Source organism: Rodentibacter ratti, assembly GCF_002000485.1.
Classification (GTDB): Bacteria; Pseudomonadota; Gammaproteobacteria; order Enterobacterales; family Pasteurellaceae; genus Rodentibacter; species Rodentibacter ratti.
In genome coordinates this window covers 1-23,561 of sequence record NZ_MLAJ01000014.1, presented here as the reverse complement: position 1 = coordinate 23,561, position 23,561 = coordinate 1, and the positions used below count along the sequence as shown (strand labels likewise).

The 23,561-nt window shown below is 42.7% G+C and carries 16 protein-coding genes and 3 tRNA genes; 10 read left to right on the top strand and 9 right to left on the bottom strand.

Going from position 1 to position 23,561, the window contains the following annotated elements:
• Positions 1–40: 40 nt before the first annotated feature.
• The 4 genes from BKG94_RS09090 to wecA form a co-directional block, all read right to left on the bottom strand.
• A tRNA-Pro gene (locus BKG94_RS09090) sits at positions 41–117 on the bottom strand.
• 18 nt (positions 118–135) lie between these two features.
• Positions 136–211 (bottom strand) — tRNA-His (locus tag BKG94_RS09085).
• 21 nt (positions 212–232) lie between these two features.
• A tRNA-Arg gene (locus tag BKG94_RS09080) sits at positions 233–309 on the bottom strand.
• A 165-nt stretch (positions 310–474) separates the two neighbouring features.
• Positions 475–1,539: a UDP-N-acetylglucosamine--undecaprenyl-phosphate N-acetylglucosaminephosphotransferase gene (gene wecA / locus BKG94_RS09075; RefSeq protein WP_077436397.1), complete on the bottom strand. Its 1,065-nt coding sequence runs from the start codon at positions 1,537–1,539 to the stop codon at positions 475–477.
• A 123-nt stretch (positions 1,540–1,662) separates the two neighbouring features.
• Here wecA and hemL point away from each other — a divergent pair, with 123 nt between their 5' ends.
• Positions 1,663–2,946 carry a glutamate-1-semialdehyde 2,1-aminomutase gene (hemL, locus tag BKG94_RS09070; protein ID WP_077436395.1) on the top strand — a complete coding sequence of 428 codons (1,284 nt, stop codon included), beginning with the start codon at positions 1,663–1,665 and terminating at the stop codon, positions 2,944–2,946.
• Between the two features lie 39 nt (positions 2,947–2,985).
• Here hemL and glnD read toward each other — a convergent pair whose 3' ends face one another.
• Positions 2,986–5,577 carry a bifunctional uridylyltransferase/uridylyl-removing protein GlnD gene (gene glnD, locus BKG94_RS09065; protein ID WP_077436393.1) on the bottom strand — a complete coding sequence of 864 codons (2,592 nt, stop codon included), beginning with the start codon at positions 5,575–5,577 and terminating at the stop codon, positions 2,986–2,988.
• 72 nt (positions 5,578–5,649) lie between these two features.
• A complete protein-coding gene (gene map / locus BKG94_RS09060) occupies positions 5,650–6,456 on the bottom strand; it encodes a type I methionyl aminopeptidase (protein WP_077436391.1) in 807 nt (268 codons plus the stop codon).
• 125 nt (positions 6,457–6,581) lie between these two features.
• On the opposite strand from map, the gene erpA reads away from it, so the two are divergent.
• The 4 genes from erpA (at position 6,582) to adhE (ending at position 12,616) form a co-directional block, all read left to right on the top strand.
• The gene (gene erpA, locus BKG94_RS09055) at positions 6,582–6,926 is read left to right on the top strand and encodes an iron-sulfur cluster insertion protein ErpA (protein ID WP_077436389.1); all 345 of its coding nucleotides are present in this window, start codon (positions 6,582–6,584) and stop codon (positions 6,924–6,926) included.
• A 1-nt stretch (position 6,927) separates the two neighbouring features.
• Complete coding sequence (locus BKG94_RS09050; RefSeq protein ID WP_077436387.1) at positions 6,928–7,281, top strand: YacL family protein; 354 nt, start codon at positions 6,928–6,930, stop codon at positions 7,279–7,281.
• A gap of 6 nt (positions 7,282–7,287) precedes the next feature.
• Positions 7,288–9,633: a penicillin-binding protein 1B gene (gene mrcB / locus BKG94_RS09045; protein WP_077436385.1), complete on the top strand. Its 2,346-nt coding sequence runs from the start codon at positions 7,288–7,290 to the stop codon at positions 9,631–9,633.
• Between the two features lie 358 nt (positions 9,634–9,991).
• Positions 9,992–12,616 (top strand): bifunctional acetaldehyde-CoA/alcohol dehydrogenase, encoded by a 2,625-nt coding sequence (gene adhE, locus BKG94_RS09040; protein ID WP_077436383.1) that lies wholly within the window; start codon positions 9,992–9,994, stop codon positions 12,614–12,616.
• Positions 12,617–12,929: 313 nt separating this feature from the next.
• Here the strand turns inward: adhE and rpsO are convergent, their stop codons facing one another.
• Together rpsO and hldE are read right to left on the bottom strand one after the other, a co-directional pair.
• Positions 12,930–13,199 (bottom strand): 30S ribosomal protein S15, encoded by a 270-nt coding sequence (rpsO, locus tag BKG94_RS09035; RefSeq protein ID WP_005628925.1) that lies wholly within the window; start codon positions 13,197–13,199, stop codon positions 12,930–12,932.
• 182 nt (positions 13,200–13,381) lie between these two features.
• A complete protein-coding gene (gene hldE / locus BKG94_RS09030) occupies positions 13,382–14,812 on the bottom strand; it encodes a bifunctional D-glycero-beta-D-manno-heptose-7-phosphate kinase/D-glycero-beta-D-manno-heptose 1-phosphate adenylyltransferase HldE (protein WP_077436381.1) in 1,431 nt (476 codons plus the stop codon).
• Positions 14,813–14,910: 98 nt separating this feature from the next.
• Between hldE and BKG94_RS09025 the strand changes: the two genes are divergently transcribed.
• The 5 genes from BKG94_RS09025 (at position 14,911) to gltS (ending at position 22,605) form a co-directional block, all read left to right on the top strand.
• Complete coding sequence (locus BKG94_RS09025) at positions 14,911–15,846, top strand: Kdo(2)-lipid IV(A) acyltransferase (protein ID WP_077436379.1); 936 nt, start codon at positions 14,911–14,913, stop codon at positions 15,844–15,846.
• A 75-nt stretch (positions 15,847–15,921) separates the two neighbouring features.
• Positions 15,922–17,820 carry a DNA topoisomerase IV subunit B gene (parE, locus tag BKG94_RS09020; RefSeq protein WP_077436377.1) on the top strand — a complete coding sequence of 633 codons (1,899 nt, stop codon included), beginning with the start codon at positions 15,922–15,924 and terminating at the stop codon, positions 17,818–17,820.
• A 22-nt stretch (positions 17,821–17,842) separates the two neighbouring features.
• Positions 17,843–19,015, top strand: coding sequence for a copper-containing nitrite reductase (gene nirK, locus BKG94_RS09015; RefSeq protein ID WP_077436375.1), 1,173 nt, complete (start codon positions 17,843–17,845; stop codon positions 19,013–19,015).
• 84 nt (positions 19,016–19,099) lie between these two features.
• On the top strand, positions 19,100–21,358 hold the full coding sequence (parC, locus tag BKG94_RS09010; RefSeq protein WP_077436373.1) for a DNA topoisomerase IV subunit A: 2,259 nt from the start codon (positions 19,100–19,102) through the stop codon (positions 21,356–21,358).
• 32 nt (positions 21,359–21,390) lie between these two features.
• Positions 21,391–22,605: a sodium/glutamate symporter gene (gene gltS / locus BKG94_RS09005; RefSeq protein WP_077436371.1), complete on the top strand. Its 1,215-nt coding sequence runs from the start codon at positions 21,391–21,393 to the stop codon at positions 22,603–22,605.
• Between the two features lie 206 nt (positions 22,606–22,811).
• Here gltS and BKG94_RS09000 read toward each other — a convergent pair whose 3' ends face one another.
• The gene (locus tag BKG94_RS09000) at positions 22,812–23,318 is read right to left on the bottom strand and encodes a DUF2301 domain-containing membrane protein (RefSeq protein ID WP_077436369.1); all 507 of its coding nucleotides are present in this window, start codon (positions 23,316–23,318) and stop codon (positions 22,812–22,814) included.
• Positions 23,319–23,561: the final 243 nt, after the last annotated feature.

The window sequence follows — 23,561 nt, the reverse complement described above, 5'->3', positions numbered from 1 at the left end:
CCCACACAGATTGTCTGATAGATTGTTAAAGAGCAAAAAATGGTCGGCGAGATAGGATTTGAACCTACGACCCACTGGTCCCAAACCAGTTGCGCTACCAAGCTGCGCTACTCGCCGATAATATCTTATAAAAGATGGGGTGGCTAATGGGATTCGAACCCACGACAACTGGAATCACAATCCAGGGCTCTACCAACTGAGCTATAGCCACCATTGAAGATTGCATTGACTCTGGCGCGCTCGACAAGATTCGAACTTGCGACCTTTGGCTCCGGAGGCCAACGCTCTATCCAACTGAGCTACGAACGCGTACTGCGTCGTTGCGGGGCGTATATTAATGATTTCGATATACCTTGTCTAGCACTTTTTTTTAAATTTTTCCTGAAAGATAGTTTTTTATTCAATTTGTATAGATTTTGTAAATATTCCGCTCACTTTAAAAACGTTCAACGATTATTTACAGACTAATCATTACTATATTTTCGCTTTTCTTGCTCTACGTTTCATTCTTCGTACAAAACGAGTAATTCGCCATGCTCTTGTAATGGAATAAACATAAAGAAAGAACAATACGAAAAATCCAATAAACATAACCCATTCATTAATATAGTAAATTTCGCCTAAAATACCTATTGTTGCGCAAATAGCGGACATTAAAGTAATTAAAAGAAAAGCTTGGCGTGATGTCAAACCGGCTCGCACCATTAAATGATGTACGTGCAAACGGTCAGGTCGAAACGGGCTTTTCCCTTTTCTTAAACGACGATAAATAATTGCTACCATATCAATCAGCGGTATTGCAATCACCCAAAGTGCCGTTACAGGATTCATTGGATGACCTTTACCTTGAGTACTTAACAACAAAATCCAAATAATCGTAAAACCCACCAACGTACTTCCTGCATCTCCCATAAAGACTTTGTATTTTGGTCCAAACGGAATACCGAGATTTAACATTAAATAAGGTAGCATGGCCGCAATCAAAGCAAAACTCCAATGCGCCATATCCATTTGTCCGTCACGAAACATTAAAATACCAATTGCCGCAAAGGAAACACAGGACAATCCCCCCAACAAACCATCGATACCGTCAATCATATTAAAAGCATTAATAATCGCAATAGTGGCAAATACCGTGATCACTAATCCGATAGAACCAAGAGTTAATTGGAAAGGGCCTAAAATTTGCCCAAAATGATCAAGATAAACATTCCCTAGATCGATCATCAAAATAGCCAGTACTGCTTGAATTCCAGCCCGTAAAAAAGGGCTAATATCAAAGCGATCATCTAAGATTCCAATGGCAAGCAGCACGAAAATACTAAATAGATATAAATAAGGAAGACGAAGTTGATCCCACTCCATTAAATAATAACAGAGATTTCCCATAAACAGGGACACACCACCAATTAATGGGATTGCCCCTTGGTGACGCTTACGGTAGTTCGGTTTATCCACTAACCCAATTTTATTGGCGATAGGACGCATAACAATCAGTGTCAAAAATGCGCCAAGAAAAGTAACTATAAGACTTATCATAAATAGACCTTCATCATTTTTTGCAAAGGATATCATAAGGAAAATTTAGCAAGAAAGATATTTTTAACAAAGCCTGTATTTTTCAGTACAATATATCCCACTTTTTATCATGAAGGAAAAACAATGACAAATTCGACCGCACTTTTCTCTCGTGCACAACAAATTATTCCCGGTGGCGTAAATTCCCCGGTTCGCGCTTTTAAAGGCGTAGGGGGAACCCCGGTATTCATCGAAAAAGCGCAAGGCGCTTATATTTATGATACGGATAACAAACAGTATATTGATTATGTGGGTTCTTGGGGTCCAATGATTTTAGGGCATAACCACCCCACTATTTTAAATGCCGTATTGAAAGCGGCAGAAAACGGATTGAGTTTCGGCGCGCCCACACCTTCAGAAATCGATCTTGCCGAATTGGTTTGCGAACTGATGCCTTCTATTGAAATGGTGAGAATGGTAAGTTCCGGCACCGAAGCCACGATGACGGCAATCCGTCTTGCCCGCGGTTATACCGGTCGCGATAAAATCTTAAAATTTGAAGGTTGCTATCATGGCCATTCGGATTCCCTTTTGGTCAAAGCAGGTTCCGGGGCGCTGACACTCGGTCAGCCAAGTTCGCCGGGCGTACCTGAAGATTTTGCCAAACATACCCTTACCGCCGAATACAATAATTTAGATTCGGTTAAAGAATTATTTGAACAATTCCCTGATAGTATCGCCTGTGTCATTATTGAACCTGTGGCCGGCAATATGAACTGTGTTCCTCCTCAAACCGGTTTCTTGCAAGGATTACGTGAACTTTGTGACAAATACGGCGCACTTTTCATCATTGATGAAGTGATGACAGGATTCCGTGTGGCACTTGCCGGCGCACAAGCTTATTATGGTGTAACCCCGGATCTCACCACGCTTGGTAAGGTTATTGGCGGAGGAATGCCGGTGGGCGCTGTCGGTGGGAAAAAAGCCGTGATGGAATATCTTGCGCCAACAGGTCCGGTTTACCAAGCTGGAACCCTATCCGGTAATCCAATCGCAATGGCAGCCGGTTTAGCTTGTTTAAATGAATTAAAAACAGCGGGGAACGAACAAAAGCTCGCCGAAAAAACCGAAAAACTCTGTTTAGGTTTAAAAACGTTGGCGAAAAAGCACAATGTTCCGTTTGTCGTGAATTATGTAGGCGGAATGTTCGGTATTTTCTTTACCGATCAAAAAGAAGTGACCTCCTATGCTGAGGTGATGAAATGTGATACGGAAAAATTCAAAATTTTCTTCCATAAAATGTTAGATTTGGGCATCTATCTTGCCCCTTCTGCATTTGAAGCCGGCTTTATGTCTTTAGCACATACCGATGAAGATATTTCCAAAACGCTGGAAGCGGCCGACATCGCCTTTGCTTCCCTTCGTTAAATCTTCAAAAGTGCGGTCAAATTTAACCGCACTTTTTTCTTATTTAATCTTTTGCTCGATAACCTGACGCAGCGTTTCTCTTTCTTCCAATGTTAAGGCTTTATTGTCTTTATTTTTTAAGATGAAAAAATCTTCCGCTTTTTCGCCAACGGTCGTGATTTTGGCGTTTAACAGATTTAACTGAAGATCATTGAAGATTTGGCTCACTTCTGCCAACAAGCCCGGTTTATCCAATGCAATCAATTCCATTTCCGTGTGTTCCGTTTTATTTTCGTGTAAAAAACGCACATCCGTTTTCACGGTGAAATGTTGTAATTGGCGATTTAAAGAAATTGGAGAGCGCAACGGTTTCTCGCTTTGTAATGCTTTTGTCAGCGCCCCTTCTAATTCACGGCGACGATCAACTTTGACTAAATCGCCGTTAATCTCCGTAATAATAAAACTGTCGAATACATAGCCGTCTTGTGCCGTGATAATTTGCGCATCATGGATACTGAATTTTTTCGCTCCGATGGTTGTCACCACTTTATTAAATAAGTGCGGTTGATCTTGGCAATAAATAAACACTTCCGTTCCGCCAAGAGAAAAACGGTTTGTCACTTTAACCAACAATTCACCGGAAAAATCCACCAACAATGCCGTATGTCCCGCAATTTGTTTGGGGGTATTACGCAGAAAATACTCGTCAGGGCAACGCGCCCATAATTGTCGGACGGTTTCCTCATAGACAGAAAGCAATGAAGACTGCAAGATTTGCCACGCCAAGCGACGATTTTCTTCCGATTTTTCCGAGTAATCCAATAATTCCACCATCCCTTGGTTAAATTGTCGTTTTGTCGAATCGTACAAAGAAGAAAAAAGCGATCGTTTCCAACTGTTCCAAAGCGTGCCGTTCGTGGCACAAATATCCGCCACTGTAAGACAAGTCAAATAATCCAGTCGCACTTGATTTTGCACCTCTTCCGCAAATTTCATCACCACTTCCGGATCATAAATATCACGCCGTTGTGCGGTGATAGACATAAGCAAATGCGACTTCACCAACCAACTCAAGGTATCCGTTTCACGGCGATCAAAACCGTGTAATTGGGCAAATTCCGCCACGTCTATCGCCCCGAGTTCCGCATGATCGCCGCCCCGCCCTTTTGCAATATCGTGAAATAATGCGGCGACATACAACAAAGTGCGGTCAGAAAATCGACTAAATAAACGATGGCAAATAGGATGCTCGGCGGCATTTTCTTCCAGTAAAAAACTTTCCAGTTTTAACATGACCCGTAAGGTGTGCTCATCCACCGTATAAATATGAAACAGATCAAATTGCATTAATCCTTCAATTGCCTGCCATTGGGGAAGATAAGCCGTCAAGACACCATATTGATGCATAGGCACAAAGGCTCGGGAAATGGCATTTTTTTGATTAAATAAACGTAAAAATTTCTCTCGTGCCGCCGGAATTTTACATAGTTTTTGCGGTAATTGTTCCAGTGCAAGGCGTAATTTACGCAAAGTTTCGGAATGCACCGTCGCTTGTTCAAACCGGGTTAAATAGAAAAATACATCAAGAATACGCTCAGGTTGTTCAAAAAACAGATTCGGCTTACGCAAACATAAACGTTCGTTTATCAGCTCAAAATCATCGTCTAATTGATGAATAAAGACATCATAATGAGGGGATAAAAAATGTTCTCTGTAATGCTGAATCAGAAGATTGCTGATGAGGGAAATCCGTTGTAGCGACTGAAAAAACCGTTTCATCATTTTTTCTACGCCTTGATTGCCTTCCCCTTTGAAACCCAGTAATTCGCTCACTTTGATTTGGCGATCAAATAACAAACGATTGTCGTAGCGTTTCAAAATAAGGTGTAAAGCGAACCGCACTTTAAATAGAAACGCCTGACTTTCTTGCAACTGTTGATACTCTTGCGGATAAATAAAACCGCTTTGTAAAATCGCCGCTAAGGTCTGTGCGCCGGTATGACGCAATGCCACCCAATACAATAAATGCAGATCCCGCAAGCCACCGGGGCTGTATTTAATATCCGGTTCAAGATTGTAACTTGTGTTGTGATAACGCCGATAACGCTCGGTTTGCTCTTGCACTTTCGCATTAAAGAAGGTTTCTTTTGACCAAAAATCATCGGCCTTTACCCATTCGCAAAGTGTCTCAAAGTGCGGTCGGTTTCCGGCGAGAAATCGAGCCTCAAGTAAATTGGTGGCAATCGTGATGTCTTCCCGCCCTTCACTCTCACATTGTGCCAATGTGCGTACCGCATGCCCGACTTCAAAACCGCAATCCCACAAGAACTGAACAAATTGCGCCACCTTTTCTTCTACTTCAGTAGTCAAAGTTTGTGCCGTTAGCACTAAAAAATCCAAATCCGACAGTGGAAACATTTCCCGACGCCCATAACCCCCAACAGCGATCAGGGAAAGTTGCGGTTGTTTATCCAACGCCATTTGGAACCATAAGCGTTGCAATAAGGTATCGTAAAAATCCGTGCGATTTTCAATCAATTCAAAAATAGAATATTGTGAAAAATGGTTCAGCTCAAATTGCTTTAGATTTTCACGTTGAATTTTGACCGCACTTGGCGTGAAGGGAGAATGAACCTCGAAAGGGAAAAGCATAAATGATCTCGATTAAATTTATTTGATAGGCATTATAAAGGAAAGCCCACAAAAGTGGGCTTCTATAATTTATTAAACATTCACCATAATGCGTTGAATCCGACCTTCGTGAATTTCTTCATCACGAATCGTCATCACTTCACAGCCGGTATCTGTCACCACAATTTGATGCTCATATTGTGCGGAGTGACTGCGATCTTTGGTTTTCACCGTCCAACCATCGCCCATGACACGCACTTCTTTTTTACCGGCATTAATCATCGGTTCAATGGTAAACACCATACCCGGTTTTAAAATCACGCCACCATCATCAGCATAATAATGTAACACTTGCGGATCACAATGGAATTCTGTACCGATACCATGTCCGCAATATTCCCGTACCACACTAAAACCTTGGCTTTCCGTATATTTTTGCACGGCTTTACCAATTTCATTTAAGCGAATCCCCGGTTTCACGGTGCGTAGCCCGACATAAAGCGCTTCTTGTGCCGCTTCCACCAGCTTCTGACTACGGATATTGGTTTCACCGCCCACAATATACATTTTTGAATTATCACCAAAATAGCCGTCTTTAATCACGGTCACATCAATATTGACGATATCACCGTTTTTCAGCACTTTGTCCGAACTTGGAATGCCATGGCAAACCACCTCATTAATAGAAATACAGGTCGCTTTAGGAAAACCATGATAATTTAAGCAAGCAGGAATCACTTTTTGTTCATTGACCATATACTCGTGGCAAATACGATCTAATTCGCCCGTCGTCACGCCCGCTTTGACATAAGGTTCGATCATCACCAATACATCCGAAGCCAATTTACAGGCTTTGCGAAGTTTTACAATTTCTTCTTCAGTTCTCAATGGAATCGCCATTTTATTCCCTCTGTTTAAACTTAATATAGTGCGAATTATAGCACGATTTCCGTGAAAAATCTTGAATGCCTTAGTCGGTTATTAGATAATAACTCAATTCAAATTTTAGGAAAGTGGAAAAGAATATGACAGATAATATTGCCGTCCCTCTTACATTTACCGATGCGGCTGCCAATAAAGTAAAAAGTTTAATTAGCGAAGAAGAAAATAATAATCTTAAACTGCGTGTTTATATCACCGGGGGCGGTTGTAGCGGTTTCCAATATGGTTTTACCTTTGATGAAAAGGTGAACGAAGGTGACCTAACTATCGAAAAATCCGGCGTTCAACTTGTCATTGATCCCATGAGTTTACAATATTTAATCGGTGGCACTGTGGATTACATAGAAGGTTTGGAAGGATCCCGTTTTATTGTTAACAATCCGAATGCCTCCAGCACCTGCGGTTGCGGCTCCTCTTTCAGTATCTAAGATGGATTTTCAATTTACGTCGCACTTGGGCAATGTCACGGTTAAATGTTCCATGGAACACATTGCCCTCGCTAACTGGTTTAATACGGAAGTGCGGTCAAATCCACAAGCGATTTTGACCGCTCTTTCTACCGCCCAACAATTAGTTGAAAATCAAGAAGCCCGTTTAATTGGTGCGGAATATACGCTCTTTTTAAATGCTGATGAAGTGATGATTCGTGCCAATAACCTGATGATGGAATCCGATGAGATATTAGAAGAGGATTTCCATTATTATGACGAAGAAAGTATTGCTTTTTGCGGCACGCCTGATTTCATTCATTTCCTTAACGCCTACATTGATTTTATTGCATAGCCAACGATGACAGCAGAAAACAACGAACAAGAAAAAAGCCAAGAATCGAAACCAAGCAAGCGTCATGCTTGCAAAATGTTTCTACTCAAAAGCAGTTTCACTGCAGCAGTACTGGCAATATTTTATGGCGGCTACTTAGACTGGCAAATTCGTTCCAAAATGGATGGACAAATTTGGCATTTACCGGCAGAAGTATATAGCCGCATTGAAAGTGTCAAAATTAGCGATCATCTTGCTTTTGACGAAGTCATTCAAATTTTACTTAATAACGAATACCGTCAAACTACCATGGTTGCAGCACCGGGTGATTTTAAGTTGGAAGATGATACTATCGTTGTTTTACGTCGTGCTTTTCCTTTCCCCGATAAACCTGAACCTCAGCGGGTATTACGCCTACGTTTTACGGATAATAAATTAAGCCGAATTGAAGATCTTGTTGCCGTTCAAGCTATTGATGAATTTCGTCTAGCTCCTAAACTTATCGCAATGTTGGCCTCAGACAACGAAGATCGCCTTGCAATTCCCCTACAAAATTACCCTCGTTTATTGATCGATACACTGATTTTAACGGAGGATCGCCGTTTTTATGAGCATAGTGGAATTAATCCCGTGGGAATTGCACGTGCATTAATTGCAAATATCCGTGCCGGACAAACCGTTCAAGGTGGCAGTACATTAACACAACAATTAGTCAAAAACCTTTTTTTATCAAGCGAACGTACTATTACACGTAAAGCCAACGAAGCGTTAATGTCTCTAATTCTAGACTGGCGTTATAATAAAAACCGCATCCTCGAAACCTATCTCAATGAAATTTATCTCGGACAAAACGGGGATACGCAAATCCACGGTTTTGAACTTGCCAGTCAATTTTATTTCGGACGTTCCATTCGTGAAATTAGTTTGGATCAAATTGCTTTGCTAGTGGGAATGGTAAAAGGACCTTCGCTTTATAATCCTTGGCGTAACCCGAAAAATGCCCTTGAACGCCGCAATGTTGTGTTAAAACTGATGCTTGATCACCAAATGATCAGTGACGAACTTTACGAATTACTGAGTAAACGTCCACTCGGTGTGCAAGCCAAAGGGCAAATTTCGCGCAAATACCCTGCCTTTATTCAAACTTTACAGAGTGACTTACGCCGTCAGCTTGGCGACCTTAAAATGTCTGGTTTACTCGGTGCCCGTATTTTTACCACAATGGATTTAAAACAGCAGGAACAATCGGAAAATGCGGTAGTAAACACAGTTTCTAAATTGCAAGTACAAACTAAAAATCCTCATTTAGAAGGGGCGATGATTGTCGCTGATTATCGTACAGGTGAAATTCGCGCCGTTGTAGGAGGATTACAAACACAGTATGCTGGTTTCAACCGTGCATTAATGGCAAAACGCCAAATTGGTTCACTGGTAAAACCATCCATTTATTTAGCCGCACTTTCGAACCCCGAACAGTTCCGTTTAAATACGCCAATTAATAATCAGCCTATCACGATTAACATAAAAGGCAGCCCACCTTGGCAGCCACGTAATTATGACCGTAAATACAGCGGTTCGGTCATGCTAATGGATGCCCTCGCCCGATCATTAAATATTCCAACAGTAAATATTGGTATGAAAGTGGGTTTGGCAAATGTTATCGACACACAAAAAGCGATGGGTTGGGACAATATAGAAATCCCTAAAGTGCCGGCAATGTTACTTGGTTCCTATACCATTTCACCTTATGACGTGACAAAACTTTATCAGACTATCGCAAATCAAGGTGGTCGGATTGATTTGAGTACAATAGACAGTATCACGGATCGTCAAGGTAATCTGATTTATCAGCACGATAAAACCGCCAAACAAGTTGTACCACAAGAAGCGGCATTCCAAACTCTATTTGCCATGCAAAAAACTGTCGAACGTGGCACGGCACGTAGTCTGCAAAATGATTATGCCGGGCTTCAACTTGCCGGTAAAACAGGCACAACAAATGATGCACGTGATACCTGGTTTGTCGGCATTGACGGACGAAATGTCAGCACCATTTGGCTTGGACGTGACGACAATGGAGAAACCAAACTGACCGGAGCATCAGGAGCATTACAAATTTATAGGGACTATCTCAACCGAGTTTACATTGAAAAATTAAAACTCCAAAAGCCTGCCTCGATAAAATGGGTTGGCATTACGCAGTATGGTAGCTGGGATTGTAGCAGTAACCGAACTATTCCAGTATGGGCGAACAAAGGACAAACCTTCTGCTCATCTTCAACCACGCCTCCACCCACAAACCCATCCCCTCCTCGTGGTAGTTTATGGGATGTGTTGGATAAGATCCCAATTGAAGAAGCCAAAACCGAATAGCAAAAGTGAGGTTAATTTTAACCGCACTTTTTATTTTTTCGGTATTATGTCGCCGCACAATGTTCGTTCTTCACGCCATACAAGCAGTATGAGTTAATTTATCTCAGCTACTTTGTGGCTCTACACCCCTCACAGACCGAAATTCGTAAAATTTCCTTAAAAAGTAAAAACGAAACTCGGTTGTTACAAATAAATTGAATGAAGAAATCAATAACGAACCTTTAAAACCTCATACCTCTTTTGGGTAAGTTGATCATGATCAGGTTTTCATCAAATAGTCCACAAATGTGATCGAGATCACAAAAGCCACAACGTATAATCATTCCTAGTAATAATTTAAAAACTTTAGGAGAAAACAATGAGTAATGCAGTCGAAAATGCCATTAGCCCGGCTCAAGCAGAAGTCAATGTCTTGGTAGAAAAAGGCTTAGTTGCACTTGAAGCATTCCGCCAACTTGATCAAGAACAGATCAATTATATTGTAGCGAAAGCTTCCGTTGCCGCCCTCGATCAGCACGGTGTTCTGGCAATGCACGCCTACGAAGAAACCGGTCGTGGTGTATTTGAGGATAAAGCCACCAAAAACCTGTTTGCCTGTGAGTATGTGGTGAACAATATGCGCAATTTAAAAACCGTTGGCGTGATTAGCGAAGATGATGTAACGGGTATCACTGAAATTGCGGATCCGGTCGGCGTGATTTGTGGGATAACCCCGACCACCAACCCAACATCAACCGCTATTTTCAAATCATTAATTGCCTTAAAAACCCGTAATCCTATCGTCTTTGCTTTCCACCCTTCCGCTCAACAGTCTTCCGCTCATGCGGCACGTATTGTCTATGAAGCGGCAGTGGCAGCCGGTGCACCGAAAAATTGTATTCAATGGATCGAACATCCGTCAATGGAAGGTACATCCTCATTAATGAAACATCCCGGCATTGCGACCATTTTAGCCACAGGCGGTAATGCCATGGTGGAAGCTGCCTACTCTTGCGGAAAACCGGCACTTGGCGTAGGGGCAGGGAATGTGCCAGCGTATGTGGAAAAATCTGCAAACTTAAAACAAGCCGTGCATGATATTGTGATGTCAAAATCCTTTGATAACGGCATGGTCTGTGCCTCCGAACAAGCCGCTATTGTCGATGAAGAAATCTACGCCGATTTTGTAAAAGAAATGCAATCTTACGGCGTATATTTGGTGAATAAAAAAGAAAAAGCCATGTTGGAAGAATTAATGTTTGGCGTAAAAGCAGACAGCAAAAACTGTGCCGGGGCAAAACTTAACGCCAATGTCGTGGGTAAACCTGCCACCTGGATTGCCGAACAAGCGGGCTTTAAAGTGCCGCCACGTACCAATATTTTATTGGCGGAATGTAAAGAAGTGGGCGAAAAAGAACCACTCACCCGTGAAAAATTATCGCCGGTACTTGCCTTAGTGAAAGCCACCTCGACTGAAGACGGCTTAAATAAAGCGGAACAAATGGTCGAATTCCACGGGTTGGGTCACTCTGCGGCAATTCACACCAACAATGCCGAATTGGCAAAAGAATTTGGTGAACGTGTTAAAGCCATTCGTGTCATTTGGAATTCTCCTTCCACCTTCGGCGGCATCGGTGATGTGTATAACTCCTTCCTTCCCTCCCTCACGCTTGGTTGCGGTTCTTACGGCAAAAACTCCGTGGGCAACAACGTAAGTGCGGTCAATTTAATTAACATAAAACGTGTGGGAAGACGGAGAAATAATATGCAATGGTTTAAAGTGCCTTCAAAAATTTACTTTGAACGGGATTCAATTCAATACTTACAGTCAATGAAGGGGATGGAGCGTGTGGTGATCGTCACTGATCGCACAATGGTTGATTTAGGTTTTGTTGAAAAAATTGCGAAACAAATTACCGCTCGTGGTAACCACGTCACCTACCAACTTTTTGCGGATGTGGAACCCGATCCGTCTATCGAAACCGTACGCCGTGGTACGGAATTATTACGCAACTATCAACCGGACACGATCATTGCTCTTGGCGGCGGTTCCGCCATGGATGCCGCAAAAGTAATGTGGCTATTCTATGAACAGCCTGAAGTGGATTTCCGTGATCTTGTACAAAAATTTATGGACATTCGTAAACGTGCCTTCAAATTCCCACAATTAGGACGCAAAGCACGCTTCATTGGTATCCCAACCACTTCCGGCACGGGTTCCGAAGTCACTCCGTTTGCGGTAATTACCGAAGGCGATAAAAAATATCCAATCGCCGACTATTCCTTAACGCCAACGGTGGCCATTGTGGATCCGGCTCTTGTGATGACTGTTCCGGCTCACGTTGCGGCTGACACCGGTCTAGATGTGCTTACCCACGCAACCGAAGCCTACGTTTCCGTGCTTGCCAACGATTTCACCGACGGTTTAGCATTACAAGCGATCAAATTGGTATTTGAAAATTTAGAACGCTCCGTGAAAGAAAAAGATCCGGAAGCACGGGAAAAAATGCATAACGCCTCCACCATGGCGGGAATGGCATTTGCCAATGCATTCTTGGGGATGAACCACTCTTTGGCACACAAAATCGGTGGGCGTTTCCACACGCCACACGGTCGCACCAACGCCATTTTAATGCCGCATGTGATTCGTTATAACGGTACCCACCCGGAAAAAACTGCGACTTGGCCAAAATATAACTACTACAAAGCGGATGTGAAATACCAAGAAATCGCCCGTATGCTTGGTTTACCTTGCGCCACACCGGAAGAAGGGGTGAAATCCTTTGCCCAAGCCTGCTATGATTTAGCGGAACGCTGTGGTATAAAAATGTCCTTCAAGGCACAAGGCTTGGATGAAAAAGCCTGGATGGATGCCCGCCGTGATGTGGCCTTACTCGCCTTTGAAGACCAATGCTCCCCGGCTAATCCACGCTTACCGCTAGTGGCAGATATGGAAGTGATTTTAACAAGAGCCTACTATGGTTATAATCCTGAAGATTATTAATCGTTAAAAACATAAAATAAATCAACAGTACTTTAATCTGCACCCCAACGGGTGCAGATTTTTTATAAAATCACTCATTGGAGAGCATGGGTAAATAAACATTGGCTCAGCCTCCATCTTTCGAAAATTGATGAAGTATTATTTGAATTACCGAACGAAAGTTTTTCTTTACCTCAGAAAAACCGATGCCCCGGGTACTAAGTCCCATTGCTGCGACGATAATCAAAAGTGCGGTCAATTTTTTCTATCATAGAACGGATGCAAAAAGCCCTCGAAAATCGAGGGCTTTTTCTGTTAAATATCGTAATAAAAATTAGCGACGTAAACCTAAACGAGCGATGGTGCTTTGGTATAAAGCAAGATCAGTACGTTTTAAGTAGTCTAAAAGCTTACGACGACGAGAAACCATACGTAATAAACCACGACGACCATGGTGGTCTTTTTTGTGCTCAGCAAAGTGAGCTTGTAAGTGGTTGATTTGTGCAGTTAATAATGCGATTTGTACTTCGGAAGAACCGGTATCTTTCGCATCACGACCAAATTCAGCAACAATTGCTGCTTTTTTTTCAGTACTTAGAGACATTTTTTACTCCTAAAAGGTAGTGTTGTTGATACATCATTCGCCGATCTCTAACCCAGCGATGACAAGGAAAGCGCATTCTATAAGTAGAATAAAACAAAATCAAGTAATAGATGCTCTTTTTCTAAAAGTAGATAAATACTAGGATGAACTAAATAAGGTTGGGATTTCCCAACCTTTTATGCTTATTCTTTCAATGCTTTAATTTTTTCAATCACATTAGTAGTGGAGCAACCGTTTTCAAAGTTTAGTACTTTCACGTCTCCACCGTTTGCCCACACTTCTTGGCTGCCGGCAATCTCTTCCGGTTTATAATCGCCACCTTTCACCAGTAAATCCGGTAGGATTTCGCCAATTAAGCGTTGTGGTGTATCTTCGGTGAAAGGAACAAGCCAATCGACTGACGACAACCCCGCTAATACTGCCATTCGGGTATCAAGATTATTGATTGGGCGGCTTTCGCCTTTTAAGCGTTTCACAGAATCATCGCTATTTACCGCAACAATAAGGCGATCTCCCAATTTACGGGCATTTTCAAGATAAGACACATGGCCCGGATGCAAAATATCAAAACAGCCATTCGTCATCACAATTTTTTCACCACGGGCTTTCGCTTGTTTGACAACCTCTTTGAGTTGCGCTTCGCTCATAATACCAAAACCGGTTTCCGGACGGGCATGAATGGCATTTTCCAGTTCTACGGTAGAAACCGTTGAAGTTCCCAATTTACCCACCACAATGCCTGCGGCGACATTGGCTAAATAACAGGCTTCTTCAAAAGAACGCCCATCTGCAAGCGCGGTTGCCAAGACACTGATCACAGTATCCCCTGCGCCGGTCACATCAAAGACTTCTTTCGCCACGGTGGGTAAATGATAAGGTTCTTGATTTGGACGAAGTAAAGTCATCCCTTTTTCTGAACGGGTCACCAAAAGTGCGGTCAATTCTATGTCAGAAATTAACTTCAAGCCTTTTTCAATGATGTCCTCTTCTGTGTTGCATTTGCCCACCACCGCTTCAAATTCTGCCATATTTGGAGTGAGTAAGGTCGCCCCACGATAACGCTCAAAATCCGTGCCTTTTGGATCAATGAGCACCGGTACATTCGCTTTGCGTGCAATTTGAATCATTTTTTGCACTTCTTTTAATGTCCCTTTACCATAATCAGACAGTACCAAAGCACCGTAATTTTTGACCGCACTTTCCAGTTTTACAAGCAAATCTTCACAATCAACATTTTGGAAATCTTCTTCAAAATCAAGGCGTAACAACTGTTGATGACGGGATAAAATACGCAATTTGGTAATCGTCGGGTGAGTGCTCAATGCCACAAAATTGCAATCAATATGTTGCTCTTTCAGCAGATTCGATAATGCCGCTCCGGTTTCATCTTGCCCAATCAAGCCCATCAACTGAACCGGTACATTCAAGGAGGCAATATTCATCGCCACGTTAGCCGCACCGCCTGCCCGCTCTTCATTTTCTTGCACTCGAACCACCGGTACCGGGGCTTCAGGTGAAATTCGATTGGTGGCACCAAACCAATAACGATCAAGCATTACATCGCCTAATACAAGGACTTTTGCCTGTTTAAATTCTGCTAAATACTGAGCCATACTGTTCTCTCTTAGAAAAAATTGGCGTGATTTTACCACAAGTCATTTTTACGTTAAACTACCGCGCAATTTCACCAAGAATGAATCATTAACCTCCAATGAAAAATAGCAAACTCCCGACTTTTCAACGTGCTTTTCTTGCCCCCAAATACTGGGGATTTTGGCTTGCTGTGGGGATTTGGCGTATATTACTTTTATTGCCCTACCCGATTTTACGCCATATTGGAAACGGATTAGGCTGGCTTTTTGCCCATTTAAGCATTGGTAAACGCCGTGCCACTATTACGCGCCGAAATCTAGAACTTTGCTTTCCCGATATGCAGGAAAATGAACGTGAAACGCTGTTACAAGAAAATTTACGTTCGGTGGGTATGGCGATCATTGAAACGGGTATGGCATGGTTTTGGTCTGATGCCCGCATAAGAAAATGGTCGAAAATTGAGGGGTTACATCATCTCAAAGAGAACCAACAAGACGGCATTATCTTTGTCGGTGTCCATTTTCTCACATTGGAACTGGGCGCACGCATTGTGGGGTTACATCACCCCGGATTAGGCGTCTATCGCCCCAATGACAATCCACTTATGGACTGGCTCCAAACGCAAGGGCGTTTGCGTTCAAACAAAGATATGCTGGATCGTAAAGATCTTCGCGGTATGATTAAAGCCTTACGCCAAGGTGAAACTATTTGGTATGCGCCCGACCACGATTATGGACGAAAAAATGCAGTGTTTGTGCCGTTTTTTGCCGTGCCCGATGCGTGCACCACCACCGGTAGCTACTATCTATTAAAATCTTCTCCGAAAAGTAAAATCATCCCCTTTGCGCCGCTTCGCAATCGAGATGGTTCCGGCTATACGGTGAGTATTTCCCCCCCGGTGGATTTCACGGATTTAGAGGATGAAACGAGCATTGCAATACGAATGAATCGCCTTGTAGAAAAAGAAATTCTAAAAGGTGTGGAGCAATATATGTGGCTACATCGCCGCTTTAAAACACGCCCAAATGAAACTGATCCAAGTTTATATAACTAGAAAGTGCGGTCGAAAATGACCGCTCTTTTTGATACACTCTCTCACAATTTTCTCTATTAAACGAATAACCTAAAAATGACAACTCAGTATTCAGCTCAAGAAATTACGGTTTTAAAAGATCTTGAACCGGTGCAAATTCGCCCCGGTATGTACACCGACACCACCCGCCCGAATCACCTTGCACAAGAAGTGATTGATAACAGTGTGGACGAGGCGCTTGCCGGCTTTGCCAGCAAAATTGAAGTGATTTTGCACGCCGATCAATCCCTTGAAGTGATTGATAACGGTCGGGGAATGCCGGTGGATATTCACCCGACAGAAGGGGTTTCCGGTGTAGAAGTGATTTTAACCAAACTCCACGCAGGCGGTAAATTTTCCAACAAAAACTATGAATTTGCCGGCGGCTTACACGGTGTGGGAATTTCCGTCGTGAACGCCCTTTCCGAACGGGTGGATATTCAAGTCAAACGCAATGGTGAAGTGTATAAAATCGCCTTTGAAAACGGGGTAAAAGTGGAAGAATTAGAAGTGATCGGTACCTGTGGCAGACGCACCACCGGCACCACCGTTCATTTCAAGCCCAATGCCAAATATTTCGACAGTGCAAAATTTTCCGTCAGCCGCCTACGTCATTTATTACGTGCCAAAGCCGTGCTTTGTTCAGGGCTGGAAATCAAATTCACCGATAAAGTCAACAATACACAGGATGTATGGCTGTATGAAGACGGCTTGTCCGACTATCTTATTGAAGCCGTTAATGGCTATGAAACCCTGCCGGAAAAACCTTTCGTAGGCGAATTTAAAGGGAGTAATGAAGCGGTTAGCTGGGCATTATTATGGCTACCTGAAGGTGGCGAGTTAATCGGTGAAAGCTATGTGAATTTGATCCCGACCATTCAAGGCGGCACACACGTCAATGGTTTACGTCAAGGTTTGCTTGATGCGCTTCGTGAATTTTGCGAATTTCGCAATTTGCTCCCTCGTGGAGTCAAACTCACCGCTGACGATATTTGGGATCGCTGTGCTTACATTCTTTCCCTCAAAATGCAAGATGCCCAATTTGCCGGTCAAACCAAAGAACGCTTATCATCTCGTCAAAGTGCGGTCTTTGTGAGCGGCGTTTTAAAAGATTCCTTTAGTTTATGGCTTAACCAAAATGTGCAAGATGCGGAAAAACTCGCCGAAATGGCGATAAGCTCTGCTCAACGCCGTTTGCGTGCGGCTAAAAAAGTGGTTCGCAAAAAACTGGTGAGCGGCCCTGCATTACCGGGTAAATTAGCCGATTGTGGCTCGCAAGATCTGGAAAAAACCGAATTATTTTTAGTGGAAGGAGATTCTGCCGGCGGCTCTGCCAAACAAGCCCGAGATCGTGAATATCAAGCAATTTTGCCCTTGCGTGGGAAAATTTTAAACACTTGGGAAGTCTCACCGGAACAGGTACTGGGTTCCACCGAAATTCACGACATCGCCGTTGCATTAGGCATCGATCCGGACAGTGATGATCTGTCCCAATTACGTTATGGAAAAGTCTGTATTCTGGCGGATGCGGATTCCGATGGCTTGCATATCGCCACCTTACTTTGTGCCTTGTTTCTACGCCATTTCCCTAAATTGGTGCAAGGGGGACACGTTTATGTGGCAATGCCTCCCCTTTATCGTATTGATTTAAATAAAGAAGTGTTCTACGCCTTGGATGAAGGCGAAAAAGAAGCGATTTTAGAGCGTCTGAAAAATAAGAAAGGTAAACCGAATGTTCAACGTTTTAAAGGTTTGGGTGAAATGAATCCTGCTCAATTGCGGGAAACCACCATGGACCCAAATACCCGCCGCCTTGTGCAACTTACCTACAATTCAGAAGAAGAACAAGGCACAGAAACCTTAGAACTGATGGATATGTTGTTGGCGAAAAAACGTTCTGAAGATCGCAAAAACTGGTTGCAAACCAAGGGTGATCAAGTAGATTTAGCCGTGTAATTGACAATAAAGCAGGTAAAAAATGAACGAACAACGCCGTGATTTTCTTAAGAATACCACATTAAGCATTGCCACCTTGAGTCTCGGTGCAGGCTTAATTCAAATGCCGGTTCAAGCGGAAGGCAAAACCATGGAAAAAACTTTCACAGAACTACCTGAAATTGAAGCGGAAATCACACTCGCACCACAGGTGCCAAAACCTGTTGATCGCAATTATTCGGCAAAAGTGGTGGTAAAACTGACCGCACTTGAAAAAATTATGGCATTGATGGAAGGGGTACAATACAAATTTTGGACATTCAATGGCAATGTGCCCGCCCCATTTATTCGGGTGCGGGAGGGCGATGTGGTAGAAGTACAACTTTCCAACTCGGCCAGCTCAATGATGTCTCATAGTATTGATTTTCACGCTGCCTCAGCACCGATGGGCGGAGCCATCGCCAGTGAAACCGCACCAACCAGAACCGGCACGTTTCAATTTAAGGCGCTGCGTTCGGGCATTTATTTGTACCATTGCGGTAGTCAACCGGTGGCAGTTCATCTTGCCAAAGGTATGTATGGTTTAATCTTAGTAGAACCAAAGGAAGGCTTACCCAAAGTCGATCGTGAATTTTATATTATGCAAAGCGAATTCTACGTTAAAGGACGATTTGGCGAACCGGGTTTGCAACCCTTTAGCATGAGCAAAGCCATTGATGAGCGCCCTGATTATGTGCTGTTCAACGGCAAAGTGGGATCAATGATGGGGGAAAACGCACTCCAAGCCAAAACCGGTGAAAAAATTCGTTTATTTGTCGGCAACGCCGGCCCTAATTTGATTTCATCATTCCATTTAATCGGTGCGGTGTTTGATAATGTCTATGTGGAAGGCGGGACATTAATTAATCACAATGTGCAAACCACGCTGATTCCGTCAGGTGGTGCGACGATTGTCGAAACCCAAATTGATGTTCCCGGCACTTATGTGTTTATGGATCATTCCATTTTTCGTGCCGCTAACAAGGGGACAATGGGACAAATTGTGGTAACGGGAGAAAAAAATCCGGCAATTTATTCCGGTAAATTAAAAGATGAACCGATTAAAAATGATCCTAACCCACAAAAACCGCAACCAGTCCCCTATGAAATCGACAGCCACAAAGGGATGATACAGCACAACCACGCAGATATGGAAAGTGGCGCAACCAAGAAATAATCTAAAAGAATGAATAAAGTGCGGTCAAATTTTTAATAATTTTTGGGCGTTCAACTGGGAAAATTTTATAAACGAAACAATTATATGACCACAAATATCAACTACGAAGGCATCGAGCAAATGCCGCTTCGCACTTTTACCGAAAGTGCCTATCTTAATTATTCAATGTACGTCATTATGGATCGTGCATTGCCTTTTATCGGCGACGGTTTAAAACCGGTGCAACGCCGTATTGTTTATGCCATGTCGGAACTTGGCTTAAACGCCACGGCAAAATACAAAAAATCCGCCCGTACCGTGGGGGATGTGTTAGGTAAATTCCACCCTCATGGGGATTCCGCTTGCTATGAAGCCATGGTATTAATGGCTCAACCTTTTTCTTATCGTTATCCATTAGTGGACGGTCAAGGCAACTGGGGCGCACCGGATGATCCTAAATCCTTTGCAGCAATGCGTTATACGGAATCACGCCTGTCCAAAATTTCTGAAATATTACTTTCCGAGCTAGGACAAGGCACTGTGGATTATCAAGCAAACTTTGATGGTACTTTGGAAGAACCGCAATATTTGCCGGCACGTTTACCCCACATATTACTTAACGGTACCACGGGGATTGCGGTGGGAATGGCAACGGATATTCCCCCTCACAACATTAACGAAATTGCCGATGCGGCGGTTCACTTACTGGATAACCCTAAAGCCTGCCTTGATGATCTGTTAAATATTGTGCAAGGCCCTGATTTCCCAACGGAAGCGGAAATTATTTCACCCAAAGCGGAAATTCGCAAAATTTACGAACAGGGGCGCGGCTCGATCAAAATGCGGGCGACTTGGAAAAAAGAAGAGGGAGAAATCATTATTTCCGCCCTTCCTCATCAATCTTCTCCGTCTAAAATCATTGCCCAAATCGCCGATCAAATGACGGCAAAGAAATTGCCGATGGTGGAAGATATTCGTGACGAAGCCGATCACGAAAATCCGATTCGGATTGTGATCGTCCCTCGTTCTAATCGCGTGGATACCGATGCCCTGATGGCACATTTATTCGCCACCACCGATCTTGAAAAAAGCTATCGGGTGAATATGAATATGATCGGGCTTGATCACAAACCGGCAGTAAAAGGGTTAGTGCAAATTCTCAACGAATGGTTACATTTCCGCCGTACGACCGTAACACGCCGTTTGCAATATCGCTTGGATAAAGTGCTTTCCCGTTTGCATATTTTAGAAGGATTAATGATTGCTTTCTTAAATATTGATGAAGTGATCGAGATTATTCGCCATGAGGACGATCCCAAAACAGAACTTATGGCTCGTTTTAATCTAACGGATGAACAAGCCGACGCTATTTTAAATTTACGCTTGCGTCATTTAGCGAAGTTAGAAGAACACCAACTCCGTGCAGAGCAAGATGAATTAGAAAAAGAGCGGTCAAATTTAGAAGCAATTTTAAGTTCTGAACGTCGTCTCAATACGCTCATCAAAAAAGAAATCCAAGAAAATGCCAAAAAATATGCTAGCCCACGGATGTCACAATTAGTCGAACGGGAAGAGGCAAAAGCCATTTCAGAAAGCGAAATGACACCGGCAGAACCGGTTACTGTGATTTTATCGGAAATGGGCTGGGTACGCTGTGCGAAAGGACACGATATTGATCCGAAAGCATTAAGTTATAAAGCTGGAGATGGGTATCTTGCCCATGCTTGCGGTAAGAGCAATCAAGCTGCCGTTTTCATTGATAGTACGGGACGTAGCTATGCTATTGACCCGCTTACTTTACCTTCCGCCCGTTCACAGGGTGAACCGCTCACGGGGAGACTAACCCTCCCGGCTGGCGCAACCATTGAACATGTCATTATGGAGCCGGAACAGCAGTCACTACTGATGTCATCTGATGCGGGCTATGGCTTCATTTGTAAATTTGAAGATTTAATTGCACGCAATAAAGCAGGAAAAGCCTTGATTTCTTTACCGGAAAATGCCAAAGTGTTGCAGCCTAAAATTCTGCCGGATTCAACCGCACTTCTCGTTGCCTTGACTTCAGCCGGCAGAATGTTGATTTTCCCGGTACAAGATTTGCCGACATTATCAAAAGGTAAAGGCAATAAAATTGTGAGTATTTCTGCCGCGAATGCAAAAGATCGCAGCGAATTATTAGTCAAATTATTGCTCATTTCAGATCAAGCCAGCCTTGAGTTCCACTCCGGCAAACGAAAAATTACATTAAAGCCGGAGGACCTACAAAAATTCCGAGCAGAGCGTGGCAGAAAAGGCTCACCACTCCCTCGGGGTTTACACAGTAATGTAGATATTGTGATCATTGAACCTGAGCACAACATATAAATTTTCCGAAACCAACTACAGGAGGATATTTCGTGAATATTGTATTTGATACTTATCAAACACTTGCTCTTGCAAGCCTTGTCTTATTATTAGGCTATTTTCTAGTAAAACGTATTAGTGTACTGAAAAATTTTAACATTCCCGAACCGGTTGTCGGCGGTTTCATTGTCGCTATCGCATTAACCATTTGGTACCAAGTAGATGGTACTTCATTTACTTTTGAGAAAAGCCTGCAAACTACAATGATGTTAGTTTTTTTCTCATCAATTGGTTTAAGTGCAAACTTTGCCCGTTTAATTAAAGGGGGGAAGCCACTCATTATTTTCCTCTTTGTTGCAGCTGCATTAATTTTCTTCCAAAACGTGATCGGTATTGCCGGTACGCAAATTTTAGGTATTGACCCTGCCTATGGTTTATTAGCAGGCTCTGTCACCTTAACCGGCGGTCATGGTACCGGTGCCGCTTGGGCTGAAACTTTCATCAAAGAATTTAACTTACCGGCGGCGACAGAAATCGCGATGGCTTGTGCCACATTCGGTTTAGTTTTCGGCGGTATTATTGGCGGCCCGGTAGCACGTTTCTTATTAAATCGTCAAAAACAAGGGGAAAATCCGGAAAATGATGAGGTTGATGATGTGCAAGAAGCCTTTGAACATCCGACCTACCAACGTAAAGTGAACGCACGTTCTATCATTGAAACCATTGCAATGATGTCTTTCTGTTTATTAATCGGTCAATACCTCGACAGCATTACAAAAGGCACGGCATTACAATTGCCAACTTTCGTTTGGTGTTTGTTTACCGGTGTGATTATTCGTAATGCATTGGCACATATTTTCAAATTCCGTGTGGCTGATTCTGCCATTGATGTTCTCGGTAGTGTGGGCTTGTCCATTTTCTTAGCTATTGCATTAATGTCACTAAAACTTTGGGAATTAGCCGGTCTTGCAACGGATGTATTAATTATCCTAGCAATTCAAGTTGCTTTTATGGCATTCTTCGCAATTTATGTGACTTACCGCGCGATGGGTAAAGATTATGATGCGATTGTACTGAGTGCGGGACACTGTGGTTTCGGTTTAGGTGCAACACCGACTGCGGTGGCAAATATGCAAGCGATTACAAGCCGTTTCGGTGCGTCTCACAAGGCATTCTTAATCGTACCAATGGTGGGAGCATTCTTTATTGACTTAATTAATGCGTCACTATTAAAAGTATTCTTAGTTGTAGTGACTTATCTACATTAATAATATGTAAAAAAGAGCGGTAAAATTGACCGCTCTTTTTATTTTGTAGCAATTGCACAAATCTGTTTTTGGGTTAGCTTGTAGGGAGAGCCTACCTGTGTCCTAATTTTAACCTATTGAAATGATTTGATTTTATAACGGACACATACAATGTTTACATATCGTTGAAGTTTCTGTTTTTGTGCATTTGCTACATAATACCCTATTTAAACCTGATATTTTGTTTTATCCCCAATATCAAAATGCAACGGCATTCGCCATTTTTGAATCGCAAGCAATAGCAGCAATACGCCAACAATAAGTGATAAAATTCGAGTCAATATTCCGCCTTCAAATACCCAAACAAACCAGAGTATCGCCACAAAAATAGGTTGTAAATTTAATAACGGCACTCGGAAACAAAAGTATTCTTTAAAACAAAGCCCACCTAGGGTGACCAATGCGCCGCCTAATGCCAGTTCATGCCAACCTAAAATAGCGCAAACCAAGCCAATCCAAGTGGCAAATTGAAATGTTAAGCGAAAATGTTTGAGATAAATATGCAAAGATGAAGCACAACAGGTCGCAGCAATTAAAATTGCAATTTCTGCCGTATTGGGAAACCAAGTCAAGAGTAAAACGCCAAAAGCAGCGACAACAAACCCTGCTCGATAAATAATTACCGTGATGTTATCCCAAACGTCCATTGGGGATTGAATATGCGGATCAGCCATTTTTTCTCCTTTCTAATCAAATAATAAAACAAAAGTGCGGTTGAAAAACCCGATATTATGTAGCAGTTGCACAAAGCCGTTTTAAAACAAGGCGACCTTTCCGTCGCCTTTATTTTTGTGGCTAATTCTGTCATTTTATTAGTGGCGATTATTCCATTTTTGGTAATAAATCTCAACGCTATCTAAGCAGTAAACTAATATTCTGACAGCAATCACCTCGTTTTCCCACTGCATTAAACCTTC

Excerpts from the sequence above, each read along its gene's own strand:
- wecA (WP_077436397.1), bottom strand. The coding sequence starts at position 1,539 with ATGATAAGTCTTATAGTTACTTTTCTTGGCGCATTTTTGACACTGATT.
- hemL (WP_077436395.1), top strand. The coding sequence starts at position 1,663 with ATGACAAATTCGACCGCACTTTTCTCTCGTGCACAACAAATTATTCCC.
- glnD (WP_077436393.1), bottom strand. The coding sequence starts at position 5,577 with ATGCTTTTCCCTTTCGAGGTTCATTCTCCCTTCACGCCAAGTGCGGTC.
- map (WP_077436391.1), bottom strand. The coding sequence starts at position 6,456 with ATGGCGATTCCATTGAGAACTGAAGAAGAAATTGTAAAACTTCGCAAA.
- erpA (WP_077436389.1), top strand. The coding sequence starts at position 6,582 with ATGACAGATAATATTGCCGTCCCTCTTACATTTACCGATGCGGCTGCC.
- BKG94_RS09050 (WP_077436387.1), top strand. The coding sequence starts at position 6,928 with ATGGATTTTCAATTTACGTCGCACTTGGGCAATGTCACGGTTAAATGT.
- mrcB (WP_077436385.1), top strand. The coding sequence starts at position 7,288 with ATGACAGCAGAAAACAACGAACAAGAAAAAAGCCAAGAATCGAAACCA.
- adhE (WP_077436383.1), top strand. The coding sequence starts at position 9,992 with ATGAGTAATGCAGTCGAAAATGCCATTAGCCCGGCTCAAGCAGAAGTC.
- rpsO (WP_005628925.1), bottom strand. The coding sequence starts at position 13,199 with ATGTCTCTAAGTACTGAAAAAAAAGCAGCAATTGTTGCTGAATTTGGT.
- hldE (WP_077436381.1), bottom strand. The coding sequence starts at position 14,812 with ATGGCTCAGTATTTAGCAGAATTTAAACAGGCAAAAGTCCTTGTATTA.
- BKG94_RS09025 (WP_077436379.1), top strand. The coding sequence starts at position 14,911 with ATGAAAAATAGCAAACTCCCGACTTTTCAACGTGCTTTTCTTGCCCCC.
- parE (WP_077436377.1), top strand. The coding sequence starts at position 15,922 with ATGACAACTCAGTATTCAGCTCAAGAAATTACGGTTTTAAAAGATCTT.
- nirK (WP_077436375.1), top strand. The coding sequence starts at position 17,843 with ATGAACGAACAACGCCGTGATTTTCTTAAGAATACCACATTAAGCATT.
- parC (WP_077436373.1), top strand. The coding sequence starts at position 19,100 with ATGACCACAAATATCAACTACGAAGGCATCGAGCAAATGCCGCTTCGC.
- BKG94_RS09000 (WP_077436369.1), bottom strand. The coding sequence starts at position 23,318 with ATGGCTGATCCGCATATTCAATCCCCAATGGACGTTTGGGATAACATC.